This window comes from Burkholderia sp. 9779_493, assembly GCF_015712215.1.
GTDB classification, from domain to species: Bacteria; Pseudomonadota; Gammaproteobacteria; order Burkholderiales; family Burkholderiaceae; genus Burkholderia; species Burkholderia cenocepacia.
The window spans coordinates 40,839-66,313 of record NZ_JACCQA010000001.1; the positions used below are offsets into that span (position 1 = coordinate 40,839).

Consider the following 25,475-nt stretch of genomic DNA (forward strand, 5'->3'; position numbering starts at 1 on the left):
AAACGGACTCCCTGTTATTGCGCGCTCGACGCGGCGGCCGAACTCGCTGCGGCGCTGGCCGCGGTAGTCGCCGGCGCGGCGCCGGCCGATGTGGCGGAGGCGGCGTCCGGCGCCGGGGCGAGCTGCGCGGGGACGGTCTTCACGGTCGCGCCCGGGCGCACCTTGTCGACGCCTTGCACGATCACGTGATCGCCCGCCTGCAGACCGCCTTCGACGATCCAGTTCTGGCCGTACGTGCCGGTCGTCGTCAACGGACGCATCTCGACCTTGTTGGCCGCGGTCACGACGAGTGCGATCGCCTGCCCCTTCTGGTCGTGCGTGACGCCGATCTGCGGCACCAGGAACGCGTTCTCGTTCACGCCTTCCTCGATCCGTGCACGCACGAACATGCCCGGCAGCAGCACGCGATTCGGGTTCGGGAACACCGCGCGGATCGTCACCGAGCCGGTGGTCTGGTCGACCGTCACGTCCGAGAACTGCAGCTTGCCCGGCTCCGAATAGGTCTTGCCGTCTTCGAGAATCAACGACACCTTCGCCGCGCCCGGGCCGGTCGTCTTCAGACGACCGCTCTGCACGTCCTGCCGCAGCTTCAGCCCTTCGAGGCTCGACTGCGTGAGGTCGACGTACACCGGATCGAGCTGCTGCACGGTCGACATCAGCGTCGCCTGGCTCGCTTGCACGTAGGCGCCCGGCGTCACTTGCGAGATGCCGACGCGGCCGGTGATCGGCGACACGACATCCGTATAGCCGAGGTTGATCTGCGCGGTGTCGACCGCCGCCTTGCCGGCCGCGACGTCCGCCGCGGCCTGCCCTTGCGTGGCGACCGCGTTGTCGTAGTCCTGCTTGCTGACCGCGTTCGCGGCGACCAGCACCTTGTAGCGCGCGACCAGCGCGTTCTGCGTGACGAGGTTCGCCTGCGCCTTCGCGAGCGTCGCCTTCGCGCTGTTCAGGGCCGCGATGTACGGCGCCGGATCGATCTTGTAGAGACGCTGGCCGGCCTTGACGTCGGTGCCTTCGGTGAATTCACGACGCAGCACGATGCCGTCGACCCGCGCACGCACCTGCGCGACGAGGAATGCACTGGTGCGGCCCGGCAGTTCGGTCACCGCCGGCACGGCTTGCGGCTGCACGGTGACGACGCCGACTTCCGGCGTTTGCGGCGGCGGCGCCGATTCTTTTTTCCCGCACGCGGCCAGGAAAACGGCAGCCGTTGCGGCAGTGATTAAGCGGTATGGAACCCGTTCGACGCGCATGGAGCGACCTCTCACAATTAGACGACCTTCAATGGGAATCACCAGATCTCCTCATGGCCCTGACACGCGGCGGACCTGCAGCTTCCGGCCCACCGCGGATGCGGACGCGTGTTGCGGGTGTGCGTTGCACCCTGCGGAGCGTTCGTGCGCCGAACTGCTTCCGAAAAGAACGGCGAGCCCGCGGCCCCGGCGGGCTCGCGTTGCCGTGGGATCAGCCGGCCCGCTAGCGCGTGGGCCGGAATGCGGCGCCTGCGAATTCGATGAACGCGCGCGCGGCGGCCGGCAAACGCGCGGCACGCGCATGCGCGAGCTTCAGCGTGACGGGCGCGAGCGGGCGGACCGGGGCCACGCGCACGAGCGTGCCGGCCGCCAGATCCGCATCGACGAGATACGCGGGCAGCACCGCCGCGCCCATGCCGGCGACGGCCAGCCGCCGCGCCATCTCGAGATGGCCGACGCCCGTATTGCCGGACGCCGCACCGGATCGAATCGCGGCCGCCGGGTCGTCGTCGGCCGCGGGCAACTCCAGCCGCACGGCCGCGAGTTCCGGCCAGTCGCCCGACGCAGCGGCGCCGCCGTGCGCGGCGACGTAGCCCGGCGCCGCGACGCGCACGGTTTCGTATGCAGCCAGCGTATGCAGCGCGTGCGCGCCGGACACCGGCATGCCATCCGTCAGGAACGCGACGTCGATGTCCTCGGCAGTCAGGTCGACGTGGGCATCGGTCAGCGTCACCGTCGGCCGCACGTCCGGAAACCGGTGCACGAAGCGATCGAGCAGCGCGCTCAACTGGCTGAGCCCGAACGCGACCGGCGCGGCCACGCGCAATACGCCTTCCGGCTTGCTGCCCATCGCGACGAAACGACCGTCGATCTCGTCGATCGCACCGAGAATCCGCTCGACGCGCGCGAGATACAGCTCGCCGATCTCCGTCAGCGACTGGTGGCTCGTGCTGCGTTGAAGCAGGCGCGCACCGAGGCGCGTCTCGAGCGCATCGACCAGCCGGCTCGCCATCGCCGTCGACACGCGCAGCCGCGTCGCGGCCCGGCGAAATCCGCCTTCCCTTGCCACCGTCACGAATGCCCGAATCGATTGAAGTTGGTCCATTTGTCCGGATTCCCCTGCGCGAACGACTGCCCGTCTGCCTGCACCCCGACGCCGCACCGCCACCCGCCCGCATCGGCCCGGCCAATGCGGCGGCGCCGACGCCGGCTCCGCCGGGTCGGTCGGCACGCTGGCGACGGGCACGAGCCAGCTTGCAACGGGCGCAAACCAGCCTCGGCAAGCCCGATGCACGATCATTCAGTAGCAGTCCTGATTCTTTTCCCGCGATGCGCGGCGGCGACGCGCGCGGCAAGGCCGGCGGCGGCCGCGCATCACGCGGACGGTGTTGCCCGCATCATCCGGGCACGCTGAAACCGCATTTCCTTCAGCAGGTGCAATGGTAGGGAAACCGCCGGAAAATGGCTTGCCCGATCCTGCGATTGTTTTGCCTTAATTTCCGAATTTGTGCGCTGCACACGATGCCACGACGGGCGATGCGTGCGCCGACCATGCAGGTCCGGATGATCGGGCTAATTTCGGACAGGTTTAGGCAATCCGGCGCACGCAACTGGCCGTACGATGTGACCGCCGTGCGTGCAGCTCGACAGGGAATCGCCGCCGCGCGCATGGCATCGCTCACTCCGCCAACCGCTCACGCAACATGGAAATCGACGCTCGAACGCCACTGCACCCGCGCACCCCGCCCGATCACGACGCACGATCGCGAGCCGGCGCACCCGCCGCGGCCCGGCTGGCGACGCTGATCGCCGCCTATGCACCGCACGACGGCATGTTCGACCTTCCGCTGCGCGGCATGCGCATCGCGCGCGCTTCCGTGCCGCCGCCGCAATGGAACCACGGCGTGCACCACGCGTGCCTGAGCATCGTCGGGCAAGGCGCGAAGTCGATGCGGGTCGGCGACGATACCTACACGATCGACGAATCACGGATGCTGGTCGCAACGGCCGACCTGCCGGTGACCGGCCGCGTGACGCGTGCGAGCCCGGCCGAGCCGTTCCTGTACGTGCAACTCGAACTCGATCCTGCGCGCATCGCGGCGCTCACGCCGGTCGTCTTCCCGCGCGGGCTGCCGAAAGCCGTCGACTGCCGCGCACTCGACACGCACGACGCGACGCCGGAAATCGTCGACGCCATCGCGCGGCTGATGCAACTGATGGCGCAACCGGACGACCTCGACCTGATCGCGCCGCTGATCGTCGACGAAATCCTCATCCGGCTGCTGCGCGGCCCGTCGGGCGCGCGCGTCGCGCAGATCGGCGACGCCGGTTCGACGACCCAGCGCATCTCGCGCGCCGTCGCATGGATTCGCGATCACTACCTCGATCCGATGGTGGTCGACTCGCTCGCGCGGCAGGTGGAGATGAGCCCGTCGACGTTCCACCATCACTTCCGGGCGGTCACGTCGATGAGCCCGTTGCAATGCCAGAAGGTGCTGCGACTGCAGGAGGCGCGCCATCTGATGTGCCTGTCGGCGATGGATGCGCGGCAGGCGTGTCGCAGCGTCGGCTATGTGAGCGCGTCGCAGTTCAGCCGCGAATACGCACGGCTGTTCGGCGACGCGCCGGGCCGCGACGTCGCGAGGCTGCGCGGGGAAGCGGTGCCGCTGTCGCGCGTTGCACCATGAAGGAATATCGGGGGCGACAAAGCGACTCGTCACCCACCCGATCGCAGGGGCGGTTAGACCCTCACGCGAGCGACGGCGGCGCTGCCACGCTGACGTCGACGCGTTTCGGCAGGATGCCGGCCTGGTAGAACACATCCGCGATGCGCTGCTGGTACGCGAGCGTGTCGCGGGTGACGGGCTCGACACCGAAGCGGGCGCGGCGAAACGCGAGCGCCACGGCCGGCTCCGGAATCCCCCAGAGCTTCGAGAATTCGGCCGCGCCCTGCGCGCGGTTCGCATCGAGCCAGCGCTGGACCGTCGTCAGTTCCGACACGACCGCGTCGAGCACGTCGGCATTGCGCTGCGCGTACGTGCGCGACGCGAAGTAGTAGCTGCGGTTCTCGACGAGCCCCGTGCCATCCGCGACGCTGCGCGCGCCGAATGCCTGCTGGACCACCGCGAGAAACGGGTCCCAGATGATCCACGCATCGACCGAGCGGTTCTCGAATGCCGCCCGCGCATCGGACGGCGACAGCCACACCGGCGTGACGTCGGCATAGCCGAGCTTCGCGGCCTGCAGCAGCCGGACCAGCAGGAAGTGCGTATTCGATCCCTTCACCAGCGCGATGCGCTTGCCGCGCAGGTCGGCAAAGGTCTTGACCGGCGAGTCCTTCGCGACGACCACCGCTTCGGTTGTCGGACCGGCCGGCGTCTGCGCGTAGTAGACAAGCGGCGCACCGGCCGCGAGCGCGAAGATCGGCGGCGCTTCGCCGACATCGCCGAAATCGATCGATCCCGCGTTCAGCGCCTCGAGTTGCGGTGGCCCCGACGGGAACTCGGTCCACGTGACGTTCACGCCGAGTGTCGCGAGCTTGCCTTGCAGCGTGCCGCGCGCCTTCAGCAGGCTGAGCGGCCCTTTCTGATAACCGATGCGCAACGTACGCGTGCCGGCCGCGCCGGCCAGCGCAAGACCAGGGTGGGCGGCGGCACCTGCCGCGAGTGCCAGGCCGGCATGAAGCAGCCGGCGGCGGATACTGGAGTGTCGATCTGCCATGTCGTTTCGGGTTCGATGAAGGAGGCGCGGCCGGAGCGCGCGCATGCGATGAAGCAGGTCGAACCGATTCTAAAAGGGGGCCGCTGCGCGCCGAACCAACGATGTTCGATATCGAAAGCAAGCGTTTTCATAAGGGCAATGCCGATGGCACGGGCATCGTTGTCAGGAACGGTCCGCGCACATGCGTTCGTCACCCGCCTTTAATGTAGGACTACCAATTATTTTCATCGAACAGAGAGACAGTGCGCGGTACTCACGTACCGACCATGCGTGAACCAGCTCAGGAATGACGGGCGGCGCAACAGGCGTTCAACGCGGCCTCGTCGGCGGCCAGCATCTCCGGCACGCATTCCCGCAGGAAATCGACGAACGTGCGGATCTTCGCATCGAGATACTGACGCGACGCATACAACGTATAGACCGTCAGCTTCTGCAACCGGTAATCGGGCAGCACGCGCACCAGCGCACCGCTCGCGAGCGCGGGCAGCGCAGCCGACATCGGCAGCGAGCCGATCCCGAGCCCCGCGCGCAGCGCGGCGCCGAGCGCATCGGCGATGTTGACCTGGAAATCCGGCAGCGGCAGCTCGAACGTTTCTCGACCGTTCGGACCGTCGAGATGCCAGCGGTCGCGCGGAAAGAGCGGCGTGACGATCTGCAGGCACGCGTGCCCGGCGAGGTCGCTCACCGTGCGCGGCGTACCGCGCGCCTTCAGATACGCAGGCGACGCGCACAGCACGCTGCCCACGTCGCCGAGCCGCTGCGATACCAGCCCGGAATCGGGCAGCTCCGTCGTGCTCAATTGGAGCGATACGTCGTAGCCTTCGTCGATGATGTCGGGCACGTGCTGCGACAGCGTCAGCTCGACCGCGACCGACGGATAGCGTTCGCGGTAGCGCACGACCGCGGGCACCACGTAGGACTGGCCGAAACTCGTCGTCGCGTGCACGTGCAGCCGCCCGGACGGCTTCGCCTGTGCATCGGCCGCCTCGGCTTCCGCTTCGTCGATATAGCCGAGGATGCGCTGGCAGCGGTCGAGATAGCGCTGCCCGGCGTCGGTCAGCGCGATGCGGCGCGTGCTGCGGTTGAGCAGGCGCGTGCGCAGATGCGTTTCGAGTTGCGCGACCGAGCGCGATGCGTAGGCCGTCGTGATGTCCAGACGTTGGGCCGCGCTCGTGAAGCTGCCCTCCTCCGCGACCCGGACGAAAATGCGCATCATCTGTAACGTATCCATCGACCTGTCCCCGGGATTGTCACGTCGCGCCGCCGTGCCGACAGGGTGCCGGCGGCGCCGGCACACGCCGGTCTGGCGCGAATTGTGCGGAACAGTACAGCAGCGTTGCAGACGTGTCCAGTTCGCCGTACGCGGCGTGATCCGGATGCCGAATCGTGCTGCCGAGCAGCCCGCCGCGCGGGATCCGGGCCGGGCGCACATACGTATCGAACGTACCGACAGGCCGACAGCATCGGCCGGCAAAAACTACCCGCGGACCGGCATGCCGCCGGCCCGTCGATCGACGCCCTTCGCGCCTCGCGCGTTACGCGGCGCCCGCCGCATCGAACGGATTGCGCAACACGATCGTGTCGTCGCGCTCCGCGCCGGTCGTGATCATCGAAACCGGCGCGCCCGCCACGGTTTCGATGCGCGCGATGAAATCTCGCGCCGCGCGCGGCAGCGCCGCACGCTCGCGTACGCCCTTCACGGAGCCTTGCCAGCCGTCGAATCGTTCATAGACCGGCTTCGCGCGCGACTGCGCATCGAGGCTCGCGGGCAAATGGTCGACGCGCGCGCCGTCGAATTCGTATCCGACGCACAGCTCGATCGACTCGAAGCCGTCGAGCACGTCGAGCTTGGTGAGCGCGAGCGAATCGATGCCCGAGATCCTGACGGCCTGGCGCAGTTGCGCGGCATCGAGCCATCCACAGCGCCGCGGCCGGCCGGTGTTGACGCCGAATTCCTGTCCACGCGCGCGCAGCGTTTCGCCGGTGGCGTCGGTCAATTCGGTGAGGAACGGGCCACCGCCGACCCGCGTCGCATACGCCTTCGTGACACCCAGCACGTGGCCGAGCTTCGCCGCACCGAGCCCGGTGCCGGCCGCCGCGGCCGATGCCACGGTGCCAGACGACGTCACGAACGGGTACGTGCCCCAGTCGATGTCCAGCATCACGGCCTGCGAGCCTTCGAACAGAATGCGCTCGCCGCGATCGGTCGCGTCGTTGAGGTCGGCCCAGACCGGACGCACGAACGGCAGGATCTTCGGTGCGAGCGCAACCAGCGTTGCCAGCATCGCGTCGCGATCGTACGCGTCGAGCCCCAGGCCGCGGAACCATGCATTGTGATGGTCGACGAGCACGTCGAGCTTGGCCGCGAGCCCGCCCGGTTCCGCGAGATCGCCGACACGCAGCCCGCGACGGCCGACCTTGTCCTCGTAGGCCGGCCCGATGCCGCGCAGCGTGGTGCCGATGGGCTCGCGGCGCAACCGCTCCTGCGCCTCGTCGATCGCGCGGTGAATCGGCAGTACCAGCGTCGCGTTCTCCGCGATCGACAGGTTGGCCGGCGTCACCGACAACCCGAGCTCGGCCATCCGCCCGATTTCGGCGAGCAGCGCTTCGGGGTCGAGCGCCACGCCGTTGCCGATCACGCCGCGCTTGCCGCGCACGATGCCGCTCGGCAGCAGTGCGAGCTTGTACGTGTTGCCGCCGACGACCAGCGTGTGGCCCGCGTTGTGCCCGCCGTTGTAGCGTGCGACGAGATCGGCCTGTGCCGCCAGCCAGTCCACGACGCGCCCCTTGCCTTCGTCACCCCATTGGGCGCCCACGACCACCACGTTCGGCATGCTCCGTACTCCATGTGAGAAATTCAGACACTCGTTCGGCCGCATGGGCCGTTTGTATGCCATATTGACGGAGCCGGATCACCCGATCAAACGATTAAACCTGAACCATCGTGTGATGAAATCTCACACGAAACGATGCCATGGCCCGACGTCTCCCTCCGTTGAATTCGCTGCGCGCGTTTGAAGCCGCCGCGCGCCTCGGCAGCTTCACGCTGGCCGCCGACGAGCTGTGCGTGACGCACGGCGCGATCAGCCGGCACGTGCAGCAACTGGAAGCGTGGCTCGGGCGGTCGCTGTTCGAACGCCACAACCGGCGCGTGGAACTGACCGCGGCCGGGCGCGCGTACCTCGCCGAGGTCGGCGCCTCGTTCGACCGGATCGCGCTCGCCACCGCGCAGCACTTCGGCCACGCGCAGCAGCGCGTGTTGCGCGTCAGCGCGCCCGCGACGTTCTCGCTGCGCTGGCTCGTCCCGAAGCTGTCGTCGTTCCAGGTCGCGCATCCGGCCATCGAGGTGCGGCTGTCGACGTCGAACGAGCCGATCGAAAAGCTGCGCGACAAGGTCGACCTGATCGTGCGCGGCGGCCCGCAGGCCATCGACGGGTACGTCGCGGAGGAATTCCTGTCCGAAGTCCGGCTGCCGGTGTGTGCGCCGAAGTTGCTGGAGGGCCGGTCGCTGGATACGCCTGCCGATCTCGCCCGCTTCACGTTGCTGCACGCGGCAACCTATCCGGGCATGTGGCCGGAATGGCTCGCGGCGGCCGGGCATCCGAATCTCGTCCCGCGACACTCGCTCACGCTCGAGCATTTCTACCTGACGCTGCAAGGCGCGCTCGACGGGCTCGGCGTCGCGATGGGGCCGATCGCGCTCGTCGCCGACGACATCGCCGAAGGCCGGCTCGTGCAGCCGTTCAGCGAACCGGCGCTGCCGCCGTGGCGCTATTTCACGTATGTGGCATCCGCGCGGGCGGACGACGACGCCGTACGTGCGTTCAAGGACTGGTTGAAGGTGACGGGAAGCGCGACTGCGTCGGGCGGGCGGGATTGACGCTTCGGCATGCCGGCCACGCGCCTTCAAACCATGAAGGATTCCGAATCAAATGAGGTGAATGTCCGGAACGTGTTCGCCTGTGCGCATCGCTTGATCGCAATGCAAACGGCAAGCCGCGGATCGAACCGTGGCTTGCCGCCGGACCTCGCTTACTGGCTTGCTGCGGCGCCGGCCTTCTTCTCCGCGTTCTGCAGGTTCTGCGGATAGTTCGGATCATTGGCCGCCGGCTTGTAACCGGCGTCTTCGAGTTTCTTCAGCTCGGCGGTGTTCTTCGCACGCGCGGCCTTGCGTTCGGCTTTGCGTTTGGCCCGGGCCGCCTTGCGCGCTTCGCTCTTCGCGGCCTTTGCGTCCTGTGCAGCCGCCGCAGCCGGTGCGCTGGCGGCGTCGGTCTGCGCGAACGCCGGAACGGCCGAGCCGAACAGGAAAGCGGCTGCCGTAGCAGCCAGCGTGAGTTTTCTGATCTGGATTCGCATCGCTGAACTCTCTTTTTTGATGACCATCACGGTTTGAAAAACCATCGAGATACCGCCCCTGCCCTGACCGGTCGTCATGTCGCGATCAGGACCTGTGCATCATAACCGTGTCGCAAAAAATGTGGCGCCATCGTGCGACGGCATTGGGGATACACGTATGGGAGACGACGTGGCTCCTGCGTTCGATGACGGGCGCAGTCGTACCGGACACGACGCGAGGCGTCGATGGCTGTTTCATGGGTGGTGATATCGATACGCTCATGCGCGACGCGATGATCGTCGCGCTCGCACGATCACCGCAGCAACAGTCGGTCCGTGCGTTACGTCGTCGTTCGATGTAGCTCGAGCGACGGTTCCTCCCATAAACGACCACGATTCGGTTCTTCGGCGATCGAGACGGTTACGTTGCGCCGTTGCGGTGTTCGGTCATTGATTCGGCAGGTTTCGCGACACTGTGATGCCGAAGGTTACCCGTGGACGACCGGCAGGTCTGACGAAAAAGGTGAGTGCCGTGCGAGCGGTGAAAACGCCGGCCTGGTCGGTCTCACGGATGTGCTGAACCCGGCATGAGGGGCAACGCTCGTCTGATGGATGCGCACATCACCGTGAACACATGCTCGTCCCCGTGACGATACTTGCCGACGCACCAGGCATCACACATGGACGCCACCCGTTGTTGTTTGCTCCCATCGACGGTTCCCTATCTGAACGAAGCTGCTACCTGCACAGCTTGCTTATACCTGTGCTCCACCTGATCGGTGAGCTTTTACGGGATCCAGCGTTTTTGAAAAGGTGAGGATGTTCGGGAGCATCGGCAGAATCGGGTGCGGTGAGCGTCGGATCCGGCGACATCTTCACGTTGCCTCGCAGCGATGTCGATGAATGCCTGAATGCCGTCAAGATCGGCGCGGCGGTCCGGCCCTCTGTGCGGTGGCCTTTCGGCATGAGGTTGCTTTCGGGCCGTTGTACGAATTTCTCGTGGCCGGTGACGGGCACAGCATGACGACTCCCGATCGTGGCTACAAAGGTAGAAAAACGGACGGGACGTGGGGATGGAAAACAGCCCGGCGCGGATACCTGCTTGCACAGTCCACAGGCTAAATTTGGCGAGCAGCGTCACCGGCGATCGGCAAAAACTTGTCCACAGAGGAGGCAGCGCGAGTACAAAAAACCACTCGCCGGCAGCCCGGGATGATTTCGAACTGCTGTGGAGGAAACCGACGGGATCCGTTCCGCTGGTCAATCACAGGCGTCGCAGGGGCCGCGAGGCACGTTTCTCCGTCCCATAAACGGGAACCTCTACGCCGAATCCCGGGATTTCCTCCCATAAGTTTCTACGTTTCGGTGTTTGTGAGTGGGCACTCACCTCTTCGGGATGCCTTGTCAGGCTTGGAGCCAACAGAATCGGTGCGGCAGACAGGACGGAATCGGCTTGAATCGAGAGATCCGGGGCTTCGTCTCCCACAGATGACTCCCATTGGTAGCGGTTTATGGGGTTCGTCTTTCTGTGCAGGCACACGTGTGTTTACATCTTTGGTAAACCACGTTTACTTCTTTAACTACTTTTAGACGGCTCACAGCCTTATCTGGCAAGGCTTTGAGCGGTGTTCGGTACCCATTTATGGGAGCACAGGTGGAAGGGTTTGGGGTTTCAGGTCTGTGGATTTGGGGTTTGGGGTACCACGCTGTGGGGAATCAGGGTTGTGGATATGGGGCGAACGTATCCGGTTATGGGAAATCGGCCGGAAATTGCGTTAGGTAGTCGTCTATGGGAACGCATGAAGGTAGCCTTTTATGGGCGACTTTTCTCCATCGGAAGTTCGTTGCGTGCACAGTGATTTTCTTTGGGTAGCCGGTTATGGGGAATCAAGAAGGTAGCCGGTTATGGGAGCCGGACTGAATCGATTCGTTGTCCTTTCCCTCGCGCACCCCGTAGCGCTTTCCCATAGACAGGACCGGTGTCATCGACAGGTTACCTTTTATGGGGAAAGCGAATGGTTGCCGTTTATGGGCGCGATTTCTACGCTCGGGACGGCAAGCAATACGTTTGACGGTGCTGACAGGTACCCTCCTATGGGAATCGACGAAGGTAGCAAGTTATGGGAGAAAACGGCGGTTGTGCTGCAAGGCACCACGAATCCTCCCGACTATCCCGATTCCGCGCGTTTGCCCCCATGGATGGGTACCTTCGTGGTGGCAAATCTTGTGCCGGGTTTGCGTGGTCGCCCAGGAAAGGTAGCGGCTTTTGGGAGGCCTTTTTGGCAAAAGGTAGACGGATATGGGGCCTGGCGCAAATCGATGAACCAGAATTTTTCCTTTCATATCTGATGGTTAGCTCAGATAGTGAAAGTGATGCTGGAGCACGGACGTTGCTCCGCCGCGCGAAAAGGTATAAAGTCCGCTCTCAATAAGGCAACCTTACCCGGACACCACGATGCCGCGCAAGCCCGCAAGCAAAGGCTCAGACAAACAGGTTTCGCTGTTTCAGACACCCGAGCCTCCCGACCTGTTGCGCAAGGCGGTCCAGGCGATTCATATCGCACCGAAGTCCGGAAAGATCGGTCTGCAGCAGCGCAAGATGTTCAGCTCGCTGATCAAGAACGCGCTTCGGCAGGAGGCGTTCGAACCCGGCCGGACGAGCTTCTCGATCTCGATCGCGTCGCTGTCGCACGAGAGCGGGTTGAACAGCAACAACACGAAGTACGTGAAGGACACGGTCAACTCGTTGATCAGTACCGTCGTCAACTGGGACTACCTGGCCGCGGACCGTTCGACGGTCTGGAAGGCGTCGGGCCTGCTCGCCGGCGCGGAGCTCGAACAATCGGTGCTGAAGTACAGCTTCTCCGACCAGATTCGCAGCGAACTGCTCAATCCCGAAATCTACGCGCTGATCGATATGCGGATCGCTCGCGAGTTCCGGCGATCGCATTCGCTCGCGCTGTGGGAAAACACGGTGCGCTACGAAGGAATCGGCATCACCGCGAAGATTCCGTTGCCGAAATTCCGTGACCTCATCCTCGGCCAGGACAAGGCGTCGCAGTCGTACAAGGAATACAAGCTGTTCAAGAGCAAGGTGCTGGTGCCGTGCATCCAGGAGGTGAACGAAGTATCGGACCACACGCTCGAGCTGATCGAACACAAATCCGGCCGCAGCGTGGAAGCCGTGCAGTTCAAGGTGACGCGCAAGCAGAGCACCGATACGGTCGAGGACGGCGACGTCAAGAACGAAGCGCTGGTCGAGGAAGTCGCGAAGTTCGGCATTCCGCGCTCGGAAGCGCGCCGGTTGATCACGCAATACGGCGTGCAGCGCATCAAGGCGGCGATCGCCTATACGCTCAATCGGACTACGAAGAAGAATGCGACGCCGGTCGACAACGTCGCCGCGTATTTCCGCAAGGCGCTGACGCACGGCTACACGCTGGCCGACGGTCAGGGCACCGAAACGGCCGCACCGGCGAAGGAATCCGCGCAGAGCAAGCAGGAGCAGATCCGCGACAAGTATCTGGCGGCGAAGGTCGAGGAAGCCGGCGCGTATTTCCGCGAGTTGGAGATCGACGACCAGACCAAGCTGATCGAGCGCTACAACGAGACGGTGGCGGGGTCGAAGGACCTGACGCTGTCGCCGAAGAAGAAGGCGAGCAAGCTCGCGCAGACGAGCTTCTTCCGATGGCTGGCGCTCGATACCTGGGGCGAGCCGACCTCGGACGACCTGCTGGAATTCCTGCTGAAAAGCAGCCTCGCAGGCAACTGAACGCGGCCTCGCCGTCGTGCGCGCCGTGCGCCGAACCGTGTTGCGGTCCGGGTTGGCGGCGCAGTGCGAAGACGAGGCCTTTCGTCGGTGGCGCGTTACTTTGACGTGGCCGTCGCCAGATCCGCCACGTACGCGTCGATGACGGTCTTGAGCTTGTCGGCAAGCGCTTCCTGGTGGGATGCGTCGACGCCCTTGAGTTGCAGATCCAGACGCCCGTCCGGATACGTCTTCAACTGGCCGATCGCGCGCGATTCGAGCGCGAAGTCGTGACGAACGCTGTAGCGCGTGCGTCCGGCCTTCTTGGTGCCGTCGCTCTGCGCACGCAGGAAATTCTCGAGATCGCGGACGGATTTTTTCCGGTCGATCACGGCCGTCAGCAGCCGGTCGGCCGTCGGCTCGCCCAGGCGTTCATAGATCAGTTTGAGGAAGTACGCCGCCTGCAGACCGACGACGTCGTTCGCACTGGCCATCCGCTCCAGCAGCGTGTTCGGCAGCGCGTTGAGCGACAGCGTCTTGCTGATCGAGGCCTTGTCCTTGCCGATTTTTTCCGCCAGCGTGTTCTGGTCGGAAAAGACCTTCTCGTCGAGGAGACGTTTCCACGCAACCGCATCGTCGAAGATCGTCTGGCGTTCGTGGTCGTGGTTCGCGCGATACGCGATCGTATAGAGCTGCTCGGGCGTGTGATCCGTGCGGAACGTCGCATTGATCGTCTCGTCGCCGTTGATGCTCGTCGCACGCAGCCGGCGTTGCCCGTCGATCACGACGAGCTTGCCGGGAAACTCGGGGAGTCGCGTGACCTTGATCGGCTCGATCTGCCCTTCCCGTTTCAACGTCAGTGCGAGCTCGTGCAGGCTCGATTCCGAGTAGAACACGCGCGGATTGAACGGGTTCGGGATGCAGTCCTTGACCAGCACCTTCTGCGGTGCGCCAAGATCGGCCGTACCGGCGGGCGTGGCGGCGGCCGGAGCACTGGCGGGCGTCGCTTCGACGACCGCAGCCGGTGCGGCCGTCGGCTCGGGCAGCCGCGTTTCGAGCGCCGCATTTTCCTGCGCGAGTCCGCGCAACAGGCCGGCCGCGAGATGCAGGTTGCCGGTCGGTTTCTTGTCTTTCGAGGTGTCCTTAGCCATGGGCGGCTCCGGTAGCGCGCGTCGACGCGATGTATTGGGCCATTTCCGTGACCAGCCTTTCGATTTCCGCGCGGGCTTCCTTCAGGCCCTTCAGGTATCGATTGTGGTGATGGATCGTGGTGCCGAGCGCGAACGTCTGACGATAGACCTCGCGTTGCGCGATCTGGCTGTCGAGCAGATGCTCCCCTATTTCTTCAGCCCTTAGAATTTTTAGAATTTCTTCACGCATTTTAGTTTTTCCATTGACGCTATTCAGCATCAATGCGGAAGAAAGTTGAGGATTTCGAACGGCGCGCATCGACTCGATCATGCGGATCATCGCGACGGTGCTGTACAAGTCGGCCGGCGAAGGCGAAAGCGGTACCAGGCAGAAGTCGGCCACTTCGAGGACGGATGCAATACGCGGATCTTCCAGGTTGCCGGGGCAGTCGACGACGATCACGTCGAAGTTCGCGTCCTGCTTCTTGATCTCACCGCCGATACCGCGGCCCGCGGGAGCCAGCGAAAGGACCGTCATCGGCAGCGTGTTCTCGCCGCTCGTGACCCAACGGACGGAAGTGCCTTGAGGGTCGGCATCGATCAGCGCGACCTTGTTACCGCCGGCTTCGAAGGCAGCCGCGATGTTGACGGAGATGGTTGTCTTTCCAGTCCCACCTTTTTGATTACTGACGGCGATCTTGAAAGCCATTAAATTCCTCCACGGAGTTTTTCGTAATATATGCAGTTATTAACGGAATGTCCAGAAAAGCGTTCGAAGCAGAGGATATTTTGTTGATCGTTGTGGTTGTTACGTGACAAGTGGGCCGAATGGCTAAGGCGTTACTCGTACTTATTGATCCAAGAAAAACAAGTCAGTCGCTCATGTTTGTAAAATCGAACGACAAGCACGAGCCAGTTCGCCGTCTTCGGCAACGATCGCGAAACCTTTTCTCAGAGAGTTGATGTCTCGTCGTGCTTCAGTCTGAGACGAAATTCGATACAAATCCGGGGCGCTGAGACCCCGGTAACGAGGAAGAGCCGGTTGTCACGTGACAAGTCGCCGGACATCGATTCCTCCGAGTGCTACGTCGCGCGAAAGTTTTCGATTGCGACCTGGAGCGCGGGGTAATCGCTTCACTCTAATTACCGATACACGGGCGCTAAATCGCGGACGTCTACCTGGGAAGATGAGTTGTCACGTGACAAACAATCCCAAGGTGCTGTCTCGGATAGGGGATTTGTGGTCAGTTAAGAATAGTTGTTGCTGGTCGACGCTCGCGGCGTGGAGGCATATTGTCGGGGAAACGCACGAAGTTGATAGCTTTCGCCGAGGTGGTTTGTCCGTGTGTCCATCGGTGAGTTGTCACGTGACAACAGGACGCGATGCCGGGAAGTTCAAGCGATGGCGACTCTATGGCGAGGAGCGCCCCGTTGCTGTCGCAAAGAAACGGCTTGGGGCTGCGAAGGCCTTGGCACGATTGGTTGCGCGGCCAAATTCCTGCCGGCGTGCGGACCCTCAAGGGCTGACGCAATGCTGCCGAGCTCTGTCGCAAAGGCTGCATGGGGCTGTCATGATATGTCCCCATTTATAGGAGCGCGACCCTGCGTTTCCGTGCGTGCCGGCCGATAGGGTAGGTTGCTTCGTGGCCGCCAGCCGGTGCCTGCGCTGGCGGACTGTTGATGCCGGAGATAGCCGCAGGTATGAACTGCTACTGGCGCTGAATCCATACGTCAGAGGCATGCAACAACCCAAACGGGTCGGATCGTGAAACATTTCCCGAAAATAAGCACTCGCCGGAAATCCTTGTGGGGCAATGGTTTGCGCCATATTCTTCATGCTGTTTCACGCAAAATGGATGCTGCACTCTCTGGAAATAGGGGCGTATGAGTTTTCAACGACCGGGCATTGAAGAATGATACGGCTGCGGCCAGATTTGTTTTGATTGATATGTGATTTGTTGTTTTTGATACATTCCGGCTGATTCTTCGCGGATCTGCCGATGAGCTGGGAGGGATCGGTGCTCTACCATTGAATTCCTTTAAGCCTCCAATCGAGTACGGGGCGCACCGATATTTAGCGTCAGTTGTCACGTGACAACGCACACGTCGGTCCCGCGATTCATGGAATGGTGGGATTCGGAGTAGATAGAAGTTGACGCCGGGCATTCGTGGGCCCGTAATCGCAGCGCGACCGGTACAACGCAGTCTTCAGAAGAGAGCGCGGCTACAATCCGCTCAGAGAGCGTCGGTTCGGGGCGATTTGTCTGTAGCCGAATGTGAGATCCGAGCTGGGATGCGGCCGCTCGACACGCGTCGGCTGCGGTTTGACGTTCAACAGCGACTGAGACGCCGAGCATTCATCCGAGCTGGAAACATATCGGTGTCCAACGCTTCAACCCAAGCCCGTCGACGTCGCGTGTGCGAAGCCAATTTCAGCCCTTCGAATCCCGTCGAAACCGACACATCTCCGCCGCCGCACCGCAATCAATAACTCGCCACGATCGACAACGCGACGTCCGCTCCGCCTCGCAGGCTATCGATATCCCGTCGCGGAGAATTGCCAAACAGCCGGCTATATTCCCGGTTGAACTGCGTCGGGCTCGCATACCCGACCCTGAACGCCGCCGACGCAGCGTCGAGCCGCTCGGCCAGCATCAGCCGACGTGCCTCGTTGAGCCGTATCCATTTCTGGTATTGCAGCGGACTCATGCCGGTGAGCTGACGGAAGTGGTGATGGAACGTCGAACTGCTCATCTGAACCTGCGCCGCAAGGTCATCGACACGCAACGACTCGTCATAGTGAGCGCGCAGCCACCGGATCGCGCGCGACACACGGTTGCACTGGCTGCCGGTGGACGCAATCTGTCGCAGGCGGCCGCCCTGGTCGCTCGTCAGCAGCCGGTAGTAGATTTCCCGCTCGATGTACGGGCCGAGAACCGCAATGGCGTGCGGGTCGTCCAGCAGCGCGAGTAACCGATTCAGCGCGTCGTACAGCGGTTCGGTCATGTCGCCGACGACGAGTCCGCGGCCTGCTGGGGCATCGTCGTGATCCGGCGCGACTTGCATCATCAGTTCGGCCATGACGCGAAAATCGAGCTTGAGACCGAGCCCGAGAAACGGTTTGTCGGGGCTGGCCTCAATGATCTGCGTCGAACCGGGCAGGTCGAGAGACGTGATCAGAAAGCGATCGGCATCGTAGATGTAGGCATCCCCACTCTGCATGACCCGCTTTGCACCTTGAACGACGAGGCCGAAGCTCGGCTCGACCATGCACTCCATCGGCTGCGTCGGCGCTTCCCGTCGGTGAAAGCTCAAGTTGGGAATGGCCGTGTCGAGGTGATCGACACCTTCGGTCCACCTCGCGACGCGCTCCGCAAGGGTCCGTCGCAGTTCGTTCTCGCGGCTGCGGCCGGTCGAACGGTGGCTTGCCTGGTCGAATGCCGCGATGGCGATGTCGTCGTCTTGTTGGCCGGATATGTATCGGGCGGATGCCGGGTGCATGACTTCTCACTCAGGTAATCGGGTCGACAGGCATGCCGTCGACGTGCAGGGGAGGCCGGCAACGCGTGCACCGCCTGGAATCGCGGCACGGCCGTCTTCACGGAAGGCATGTGCGTGCCGCGACTGGCGGACTACTTCGTTGCCTGCGATGCGCAAAACTGCCAGCGTCGCGATTTCGCCGCCGGTGCCGTCGCGCGCTCGTCGACCGTGCGCCACCAGCGTTCGCCGCGATGCGGTGTGTCGAGATCGAGGCGTTCGCCCATCCGCGGCGTCGACAGCTCGATGCCGCGCACGAGCGCCAGCGCCGTGACGCGCTCGAACGGCTCCTGCCAGCGATGCATCGCGAGGTCGAACGTGCCGTTGTGGATCGGGATCAGCCAGCGCCCGCGCAAATCGATGTGCGCCTGCACGGTTTCTTCCGGCTGCATGTGCACGTAAGGCCATTGCGTATCATAGGCGCCTGTTTCGATCAGCGTGACGTCGAACGGTCCGAGGCGCTCGCCGATTTCCCGGAAACCGTCGAAATAGCCGGTGTCGCCGCTGAAGAACAGGCGCAGGTCGTCGTCGACGATCACCCACGACGCCCACAGCGTACTGTTGCCGTCGAACAGGCTGCGCCCGGAGAAGTGCTGGGCAGGCGTCGCCGTCAGCGTCACCCCGGCCACGTCCACGCTTTGCCACCAGTCGAGCTGGCGGACCTGGTTCGCGTCGATCCCCCATTCGATCAGCCGATCGCCGACGCCCAGCGTCGTCACGAACACGCCGGTGGTTGCGGCGAGCGCGAGCACCGTGTCGCGATCGAGGTGATCGTAATGGTCGTGCGACAGGATCACACCGCGCAGCGGCGGAAGCTCTTCCAGCGCAATCGGCGGCGCATGGAAGCGCTTGGGCCCGATACGCCGAAACGGCGACGCGCGCTCGGCAAATACCGGATCGGTCAACCAGAATTCACCGCGCAACTTCAGCAACAGCGTCGAATGGCCGAGCCGGTAGAGGCTGCGACCGGGCGCCGCCTCGAGCTCCGCGCGGGTCAGCGAATCGAGCGGCAACGTGCCGGCAGGCACCGTATGACGCGGCTTGTTGACCAGCATGTTCCACGCGATTCCCAGCGTCTTGCCCAGTCCTTCGGCCGGCCGCGGCGCGACATTGGCAAAGCGCTCGCCATCGTGCTGCGGCGAACTGCCGGACAGCGTCCGGCCACGTCGGGCGGCCGCCAAACCCAGAATGCGGTGAATCAAAACGAGAGGCGATGCCATGTCGGTTCATCCGGAGAATAAAGTACACTAAACAGTGTAGTTTATTTTTGGGATAAGTAAACTGCCCGGTGTAAAATTTCGCGATGGATACCAGCACTCCCCCTCAGCGTCTGACCGACCGAAAGCGCGCGGCCATCGTCGATGCGGCAATCGAGGAATTTCTCGCGGCCGGCTACGATGCGACGAGCATGGATCGCATCGCTGCGCGCGCGGACGTGTCGAAGCGCACCGTCTACAATCACTTCCCGGGCAAGGAGACGCTGTTCGCCGCGATCCTGAACAAGCTGTGGGAGGCGACCCGGACCGGCAGTTCGCCGACCTATCGCGCCGACGTACCGCTGCGCGAGCAACTGCTCGCGTTGCTCGACCGCAAATTGCGCTTGATGAACGATGAGGCCTTCCTCGCGCTGGCGCGTGTCGCGATCGGCGCGGCCATCCATTCGCCGGAACGGGCGCGCGACATGGTCGAGCGTCTCAGCGAGCGGGAGGAAGACCTCACGGTCTGGGTGCGTGCGGCAGCGGCGGCCGGCCGCCTGTCGGTCACCGATCCGGTGTTCGCCGCGCATCAGTTGCATGGCGCCGTGAAGGCCTTCGCGTTCTGGCCGCAGATCACGATGGGCCAGCCGCCGTTGACGGCGCGGGAGCAGCAGAAAGTTGCGGAATCGGCTGCCGACATGTTCCTCGCGTACTACGCGCGACCGGACGACGGCGTCGCACCGCATCGCCAGCAAGACTGAACGCGCCACCGGAAGCATCCAGATCGACGGACAGCTCGAAGCCACTGCGATGTGCGCGCGGCGTCGACGAGCGGGCAAACCGGCCGATCCCTGGAAGCACGAACGCCAACTGGCGCCCACCCGTGTCGATCGGCCATCTGGCCTAGACTGAACGATACCGCCGGCGCATCCGAAGCCGGACGCGAGCAACGACCCATGAAGACGCTGTTGATCGTCTATCACACGATGACCGGAGGCACGCAGCAGATGGCCGCAGCGGCTGCCGCAGCGGCGCGCGAGCAGCCTGGCGTCGACGTCAGGTTGCAGCGCGCGGACGCAACGAGTGCAGCGGACGTGCTGGCCGCCGACGCGTACCTGTTCGCGACGCCGGAGAATCTTGCGGCGATGTCCGGCCTGATGAAGGATTTCTTCGATCGCTGCTACTACGCGGCGCTCGATCGCGTGAACGGCCGGCCGTATGCGGCGATGATTTGCGCGGGAAGCGACGGACAGAACGCGTTGCGCCAGATCGACCGGATCGCGACCGGATGGCGGCTGAAGAACGTGGCGCCCGGGCTGATCGTCTGCACGCATGCGCAGACGCCAGAACGCATTCTCGCGACGAAGACGATCGACAGCGAAGCACTCGCGCGCTGCGCCGAACTGGGTGCGGGCCTTGCCGCGGGACTTGCGCTGGGCGTTTTCTGATGCCGGATGCGGCGGCGTCGATCTGCCGAATGAACATCGACAGGATTGGCGGCTGTTCGCGCAATACTCATTCCGCAAACGCCGAACCCGCCGGGTCCCGGCACTTCAGCTGTCTTTTACCGTGGTCGAAGGCCGGTGATATTCAGGCCAAAGACGCTTCACGAGATCGCGCGACGCGCCGTAGGCGTAGCAACTGTCGATCTTGAGCGGCTTTCCTTCGCTGTCGCGGTAATCGAGCGACGATCGCCGCATGCCGACCATCGTCTGATAGGCCGTCGTCGCGATCGGGCCGAGCAATTCCTTCAGGTGTGTGCACGTATCGCAGGACGGCAGGCGCTTGCGAACCTCGCTGTTCCAGCCGGCGCCGATGTTCAATCCGACGAGCGCCTGCAGCGAGTCGCCGCCGCCCGGACACTGCGCATACGGATGCGAACGAATGAACGTGGATACGGCGCGGACGACCATGTCGACGTCGAATACCAGCGTCACGCCGAGATCGTGGAGCGGCGTCCGCGCCACGACCGTCCGCGCGCCGCCGGGGGGTGTGAAATCGCTGGTCTTGCGGTCCGCGAGGCAGGCCGTCACTTCGAACAGGCCGTCGCTGCGCCGATAGCCGCGCATGTCGATCTGCCGATGGTGAATCTCCTCGCGCGTGATGCCGTCGTGTGGGGTGTCGTCTTGGGAAACCATGCATCCGCTCCATCTCGTGTAACCGGGGCTTTTCGCAGGCAACGGGATCGCGCCCGGCTGACCGGGCACGTGGGGAAAAGCAGGCGAGACATGCTGCCAACGAAGTCGATGCGGCCATACTACGCACTTTCCGATATCTTCGTCCGCGCCGCGATCGATGCGGACGCAACGAGTCGTGTATCGATGCCGGTGCACACGAGCGTCAAGGACGCGTGTCGCGCGACGTCGCAGGTCCGCACAACGCGTCGCGGATGCGATACGCCGCCGTTCGACTGTGGGTCGCGCGGAAGATCGCGTATCGGTCGGCCCGCCCCCGATTTCCGGCCGTGGCCGCGAATGGCGTGACATCCGGAAGCGTATCCATATAATGCGCAACACGACCGCGCGGACGCATTTCCGGTGCCACGAATCGGGCGAATGCAGACCGGTGAGTCAACCGGCCGTCCCGCGTACCGGTATACTTCCACTCCTGCCTTGTCCGGCATCGAGGCCGGGTGCCTGAAAACAGAGTGGCGTGCGCGATGCGGCCCCGTAGTATTCCGCACCGGCGGCAGGCCGGCCGCGCGCATGGCGGCGAAGCTTTTGTGCCGCGCGGCATGGCCGCACGAACCACACCTTATATTCCTGGTGGATTGAATTTATGGGTTTTGAACAACTTGCCGAATTGCGGGCGCAGCTCGCAGCGAAGGCCAAGCAGGAGCGCAACGCGAAGCGGCCGGCAGCGCCGACGGACGCTGGTGTGAAGCCGAAGTCCGGCGACCAGCCGTCCCGCGGCGCCAAGCCGGGTGCCGGCGCGAAGGCGCAGCATCGGGCGAAGCCTGCCTCGGCAAAGCCGTCGGCGCCGGTCGATCCGGTCATCGTCGCAATCGGCAAACTGCAGCGGAAGTTTCCGCGCGCGTTCCCGAAGAATCCGGCCCCCAAAGTGCCGCTCAAGGTCGGCATTTGGGACGATCTCGCCCGCGAAGCGCAGGCCGTCGGCCTCAACGAAGCCGAACTGCGCGAAGCGATGTCGACATGGTGCCGTGGCAATCGCTACTGGTCCTGCCTCGTCGAAGACGCGGTGCGCGTCGACCTGCAGGGCAACGAAGCCGGGCGCGTGACGCACGACGATGCGGCGCGTGCGCGCCGCCTGAAGGCTCGCCGCCCGAACAAGGGCGCGGCGCAGTCGGCCAAGGGGGCGCCGCAGCAGCCGAAGGCCGAGCAGCAGGCCGAGGCAGCTGCCGCGCCGCAACCGGCGGAAGCCGAAGCGGAAACGAAGGTGCAGACCGACGTCGCGCCGCAGGTCGAGCAGCAAGCGGCCGGCAACGAGTAATCCGCACTGCGCTGCCGTCGACCGTACGGCGCGTGCTCGCATGCAGGTTGCATGCGATGAATCACACGACAGACCGACTTGCCTCGACAGAGGCAGGTCGGGACTGCCTTCACCGGCGCCGATCCGGCCGGTACATTCCCCTCTCTCGTCGAACAATCAACGCGACCGGACGGACAACGTTCGATCCTGGCGCGCACGATATTTCGACCGTGCTGATGGAACGTAAATAATACGCATCACCGATTAATCGGGTGCGTCGATCAGATAATTCGTTTTACGAAATGATGGCGTGGAAAACGTCGATCGACGCGCGCGTGGTCCCGTGTGCCCGTCCCGACAAAACGGCGCGCGATAATCACGGCTGGATCGTCGGACTGCGGGCAAGCCAATCGCCGCGATACAAGCAGCCTTTCGAAAAGTAAGGCAAGCCCGCGTCGGCCCCGAGTCACGCTCGGCTTCATCCACGTCGATACAACCCGGATCATGAACCCGAGACATTCCGCGATTTTCGTCGCGCTCGCCGCCGCTGCGCTGTTCGGCGCCGCGACACCGCTTGCCAAGGCGCTGATCGGCGCGATGTCGCCGTTCATGGTTGCGGGCCTGTTCTATCTCGGCAGCGGCATCGGGCTCGGCATCGGGATCCTGCTGCGCGGCTGGCACAGCCGTCGCGCACCGGCCGCGGATGCGGCGCCGCTACGGCGCGCCGATCTGCCGTGGCTGGCCGGTGCGATCGCGGCGGGCGGCGTGGCGGGCCCGGCTTTGCTGATGCTCGGGCTGTCGAGCACGCCGGCGGCGACGAGCGCGTTGCTGCTCAATCTCGAAGGCGTGCTGACGGCGGTGATCGCGTGGGTCGTGTTTCGCGAGAACGTCGATACGCAGATATTCGTCGGCATGGTGGCGATCGTCGCCGGCGGCACGCTGTTGTCGTGGACGCGGGACCGCGCCGGCGTGCCGGTCGGCGCGTGGCTGATCGTCGGTGCGTCCCTGTGCTGGGCGATCGACAACAACCTGACCCGCAAGGTGGCCGCGAACGACGCGATGGTGATTGCGTGCCTGAAAGGGCTGATCGCGGGGCCGGTGAACATCGGCATCGCGCTGGCGACCGGCGCGACGCTGCCCGCGATACCGGTTACGGCCGCGGCGATGCTGACGGGGCTCGGCGGCTACGGGATCAGCCTCGTGCTGTTCGTCGTCGCGCTGCGTCATCTCGGCAGCGCGCGCACCGGCGCGTATTTTTCGATCGCGCCGCTGTTCGGGGTCGTGTTGTCGTTGCTGATCTGGCCCGCGCTGCCGCCCGCGACGTTCTGGATCGCAGCTGCGCTGATGGCGCTCGGCATCTGGCTGCACGTGCGCGAACGGCACGAGCACGCGCATGAGCACGAGCGGCTCGAGCATACGCACCGGCATCGGCACGACGACCATCACCAGCACTCGCACGATTTTCCGTATGACGGCGACGAACCGCACACGCATCCGCACGTGCATTTGCCGATCACGCACAGCCATGCGCATTTTCCGGATATTCATCACCGGCATCGGCATTGATCGTGTCGTGAGCAATGCGTGTCGCGCGTCGCAAGGTGACCGTTTATGGGAAACGCGGACAGCCGGTCGTCGACAGGTCGTCGACGCATGTGCCGGCGACCGCACTTCGAAGGCCGCTCGTCACCGGGTCGCGTTGAGGGTGCGGAATGCGCTCCGTTAACCGGATCGCGCGTTCGACGATCATTCGGTCGATGTTGCGCGCGATGCCGGCTCGTGGAAGCGGAATGTGGCGTCGAAGTCGCGTAACGGCAGGTTCTCGCTAGCGACGCGGCGAAACAGACGACGGTACGTACGTTGCCGCGCCGATTATCGCGCGCGAGGAAAGCAGAAACCGAAATCCTCGCAGCCCGGGCATCCGGGGGCGGGCCCGGGCGCCACACCGAGCGATGCGGCCACTTCCTGCGCAAGGAATTTCTTCCAGCGCAGATGCGCGACGTTGCGTGCGGCAAGCGCGGGGAAAAAGCGCTCGAGCATCGCGGATACCGCGTCGCGCCCATCGAGCCCGAGGTCGCGCCACAGATGATCGGGGCGCAGACACGCATGCGCGATGATCGCGGCGAGGCAGTCGGCATCGTCGCGAGCGACCGCGGGATTCGCGTCGTCCATCAACCGCGCGTGCAGCGTCGCGACGAATGCCGCGTGCGTGGCCGGCAGCGCTGGCGGCGTGACCGTCGGCGCGAGTGCGGCGATATCGGCGGATCGCAGATGCGGAAACTGCCGGGCCAGCAGCCAGGCGAACCGGTCGGGAGACAAGCCCAGCAGCGTCAGTTCGTTACGCCCCGCGCGTGCCGCAACGAGTGTGCCGAACAACCGGGCATCGGGCACGTCGGCGTTGGCTGCCGCAGATTGCAGCGACTGCAACGCCTGTTCGTATGTGCGATCGGCCGAAGCGGTCATCGTCAGCCTCCGGACGGGAACCAGGCCGCACGCATGCGAGGTGCACGACGTATCACCATCGCGATCGTCACACGATCACTCGACGCCGACGATCACGCTCGACGCCTTGAAGATCGCGGACGCAGCGGTGCCGCTCGCGAGGCCGAGACGATCGACGCTGTCGTTGGTGACGATCGCGACGATCTCCGCGCCGCCCGCGGCCTTGATCACGACTTCCGAATTGACCGCGCCCTTCGCGACCGACGCGACGGTGCCCGTCACGCAGTTGCGCGCCGACACCTTTCTGCTGTCCACATCGACCATCACGATGACCGACGATGCCTTGACGAGCGCGAACGCCTTCGTGTCGGCCGCGAGGCCCAGCGACGCCGCGCTGCCGTGGGTGATCACGGCGACGATCTCGAGGCCGTCCTGCGTGCGCAGCGTGATTTCGTCGTTGACGGCACCGGGCTTGACGGCGCCGATCTGGCCGGCGAATTGGTTGCGGGCGCTGGTTCGCATGATGATTCTCCGAGGTGGATGCCGCGGCCGGCCCGGCTGCGGCAGCAGATGAATGGAAATGCATCGGCCAGTGTACCGGCAACGCGGGTGGGCGTCGCCCAGCGGATGCCATGACGCGCATCACGAAAACTCGCTGTCATCGCGCGTTTCGTGCCGGCGGCGA

The 25,475-nt window shown here is 64.4% G+C and carries 21 protein-coding genes; 8 read left to right on the plus strand and 13 right to left on the minus strand.

Annotated elements, in window-relative coordinates; genetic code table 11:
- Positions 1–14: 14 nt before the first annotated feature.
- On the minus strand, positions 15–1,253 hold the full coding sequence (locus H0X95_RS00115; RefSeq protein WP_062885896.1) for an efflux RND transporter periplasmic adaptor subunit: 1,239 nt from the start codon (positions 1,251–1,253) through the stop codon (positions 15–17).
- Between the two features lie 223 nt (positions 1,254–1,476).
- Positions 1,477–2,358 carry a LysR family transcriptional regulator gene (locus H0X95_RS00120; RefSeq protein WP_006497831.1) on the minus strand — a complete coding sequence of 294 codons (882 nt, stop codon included), beginning with the start codon at positions 2,356–2,358 and terminating at the stop codon, positions 1,477–1,479.
- Between the two features lie 598 nt (positions 2,359–2,956).
- On the opposite strand from H0X95_RS00120, the gene H0X95_RS00125 reads away from it, so the two are divergent.
- Positions 2,957–3,940, plus strand: a complete 984-nt coding sequence (locus H0X95_RS00125) for an AraC family transcriptional regulator (protein ID WP_059721501.1) — start codon at positions 2,957–2,959, stop codon at positions 3,938–3,940.
- A 61-nt stretch (positions 3,941–4,001) separates the two neighbouring features.
- On the opposite strand, the gene H0X95_RS00130 is transcribed toward H0X95_RS00125, so the two are convergent.
- From H0X95_RS00130 to H0X95_RS00140, 3 genes are all read right to left on the minus strand, one after another.
- Positions 4,002–4,973 (minus strand): sulfonate ABC transporter substrate-binding protein, encoded by a 972-nt coding sequence (locus H0X95_RS00130; protein WP_059721500.1) that lies wholly within the window; start codon positions 4,971–4,973, stop codon positions 4,002–4,004.
- A 280-nt stretch (positions 4,974–5,253) separates the two neighbouring features.
- The gene (locus tag H0X95_RS00135) at positions 5,254–6,204 is read right to left on the minus strand and encodes a LysR family transcriptional regulator (RefSeq protein WP_012493826.1); all 951 of its coding nucleotides are present in this window, start codon (positions 6,202–6,204) and stop codon (positions 5,254–5,256) included.
- 304 nt (positions 6,205–6,508) lie between these two features.
- Entirely contained in the window at positions 6,509–7,807 is a 1,299-nt protein-coding gene (locus H0X95_RS00140) for an adenylosuccinate synthase (protein ID WP_059721499.1), read from the minus strand.
- Positions 7,808–7,947: 140 nt separating this feature from the next.
- Here H0X95_RS00140 and gcvA point away from each other — a divergent pair, with 140 nt between their 5' ends.
- Positions 7,948–8,853: a transcriptional regulator GcvA gene (gene gcvA, locus H0X95_RS00145; RefSeq protein WP_059721498.1), complete on the plus strand. Its 906-nt coding sequence runs from the start codon at positions 7,948–7,950 to the stop codon at positions 8,851–8,853.
- 152 nt (positions 8,854–9,005) lie between these two features.
- On the opposite strand, the gene H0X95_RS00150 is transcribed toward gcvA, so the two are convergent.
- Positions 9,006–9,374, minus strand: a complete 369-nt coding sequence (locus tag H0X95_RS00150) for a hypothetical protein (RefSeq protein WP_006489073.1) — start codon at positions 9,372–9,374, stop codon at positions 9,006–9,008.
- 2,028 nt (positions 9,375–11,402) lie between these two features.
- Here H0X95_RS00150 and H0X95_RS00155 point away from each other — a divergent pair.
- Entirely contained in the window at positions 11,403–11,657 is a 255-nt protein-coding gene (locus H0X95_RS00155) for a hypothetical protein (RefSeq protein ID WP_124634029.1), read from the plus strand.
- Between the two features lie 106 nt (positions 11,658–11,763).
- On the plus strand, positions 11,764–13,080 hold the full coding sequence (locus H0X95_RS00160; RefSeq protein ID WP_006489076.1) for a replication initiation protein: 1,317 nt from the start codon (positions 11,764–11,766) through the stop codon (positions 13,078–13,080).
- A gap of 95 nt (positions 13,081–13,175) precedes the next feature.
- Here the strand turns inward: H0X95_RS00160 and H0X95_RS00165 are convergent, their stop codons facing one another.
- The 4 genes from H0X95_RS00165 to H0X95_RS00180 form a co-directional block, all read right to left on the minus strand.
- On the minus strand, positions 13,176–14,207 hold the full coding sequence (locus H0X95_RS00165; RefSeq protein ID WP_006489082.1) for a ParB/RepB/Spo0J family partition protein: 1,032 nt from the start codon (positions 14,205–14,207) through the stop codon (positions 13,176–13,178).
- Positions 14,200–14,895, minus strand: coding sequence for a ParA family protein (locus H0X95_RS00170; RefSeq protein WP_006489070.1), 696 nt, complete (start codon positions 14,893–14,895; stop codon positions 14,200–14,202). Before H0X95_RS00170 ends, H0X95_RS00165 begins: the two co-directional genes overlap by 8 nt.
- A 1,775-nt stretch (positions 14,896–16,670) precedes the next feature.
- Positions 16,671–17,687, minus strand: a complete 1,017-nt coding sequence (locus tag H0X95_RS00175; protein WP_006491931.1) for an AraC family transcriptional regulator — start codon at positions 17,685–17,687, stop codon at positions 16,671–16,673.
- Between the two features lie 131 nt (positions 17,688–17,818).
- Positions 17,819–18,943: an MBL fold metallo-hydrolase gene (locus H0X95_RS00180; protein WP_059721497.1), complete on the minus strand. Its 1,125-nt coding sequence runs from the start codon at positions 18,941–18,943 to the stop codon at positions 17,819–17,821.
- An 83-nt stretch (positions 18,944–19,026) separates the two neighbouring features.
- Between H0X95_RS00180 and H0X95_RS00185 the strand changes: the two genes are divergently transcribed.
- Both H0X95_RS00185 and H0X95_RS00190 read left to right on the plus strand, forming a co-directional pair.
- Entirely contained in the window at positions 19,027–19,680 is a 654-nt protein-coding gene (locus H0X95_RS00185; protein ID WP_059721496.1) for a TetR/AcrR family transcriptional regulator, read from the plus strand.
- A gap of 195 nt (positions 19,681–19,875) precedes the next feature.
- Positions 19,876–20,367 carry a flavodoxin family protein gene (locus H0X95_RS00190; RefSeq protein WP_006489078.1) on the plus strand — a complete coding sequence of 164 codons (492 nt, stop codon included), beginning with the start codon at positions 19,876–19,878 and terminating at the stop codon, positions 20,365–20,367.
- A 105-nt stretch (positions 20,368–20,472) separates the two neighbouring features.
- On the opposite strand, the gene H0X95_RS00195 is transcribed toward H0X95_RS00190, so the two are convergent.
- Complete coding sequence (locus H0X95_RS00195; RefSeq protein ID WP_006497843.1) at positions 20,473–21,057, minus strand: DUF2889 domain-containing protein; 585 nt, start codon at positions 21,055–21,057, stop codon at positions 20,473–20,475.
- A 640-nt stretch (positions 21,058–21,697) separates the two neighbouring features.
- On the opposite strand from H0X95_RS00195, the gene H0X95_RS00200 reads away from it, so the two are divergent.
- Together H0X95_RS00200 and H0X95_RS00205 are read left to right on the plus strand one after the other, a co-directional pair.
- Positions 21,698–22,369, plus strand: a complete 672-nt coding sequence (locus H0X95_RS00200; protein WP_006497845.1) for a ProQ/FinO family protein — start codon at positions 21,698–21,700, stop codon at positions 22,367–22,369.
- A 483-nt stretch (positions 22,370–22,852) separates the two neighbouring features.
- A complete protein-coding gene (locus H0X95_RS00205; protein WP_059721495.1) occupies positions 22,853–23,914 on the plus strand; it encodes a DMT family transporter in 1,062 nt (353 codons plus the stop codon).
- 306 nt (positions 23,915–24,220) lie between these two features.
- Here the strand turns inward: H0X95_RS00205 and H0X95_RS00210 are convergent, their stop codons facing one another.
- Positions 24,221–24,811, minus strand: a complete 591-nt coding sequence (locus H0X95_RS00210; protein ID WP_059721494.1) for a nitrogen fixation protein NifQ — start codon at positions 24,809–24,811, stop codon at positions 24,221–24,223.
- 75 nt (positions 24,812–24,886) lie between these two features.
- On the minus strand, positions 24,887–25,312 hold the full coding sequence (locus H0X95_RS00215) for a TOBE domain-containing protein (protein ID WP_059721493.1): 426 nt from the start codon (positions 25,310–25,312) through the stop codon (positions 24,887–24,889).
- Positions 25,313–25,475 lie beyond the last annotated feature (163 nt).